1 pseudogene is annotated in these 270 nt (G+C 41.1%); it reads left to right on the top strand.

The features are described from left to right. Nucleotides 1-270 (top strand): annotated as a pseudogene (locus AAEY57_RS20080) (NADP-dependent phosphogluconate dehydrogenase); the annotation flags it as partial.

Raw genomic sequence — 270 nt, forward strand, 5'->3', positions numbered from 1 at the left:
TTTATGGACTGCGCAAAATGCATTAGAGCTTGGTATTGCAGTACCGTCTTTAGTAGCTGCAGTGCAAGCACGTCATTTAACGAATGTTTATGACACAACTGCTGCACAAGAGATGACTTACGCCGATAGAGCAACTACTAAAGTTGAAATTGACTTAGTTGAGCTTAAAGATGCATTTACCTTAGCGAGTTTACTTGCTTATCGCCAAGGTTTGGCTTTAATTAAAGGCGCGTCGCGTACGCATCAGTGGAAAGTAGATTTGTCTAAAAC

Source organism: Pseudoalteromonas sp. MER144-MNA-CIBAN-0113 (genome assembly GCF_040308965.1).
GTDB classification, from domain to species: domain Bacteria; phylum Pseudomonadota; class Gammaproteobacteria; order Enterobacterales; family Alteromonadaceae; genus Pseudoalteromonas; species Pseudoalteromonas tetraodonis.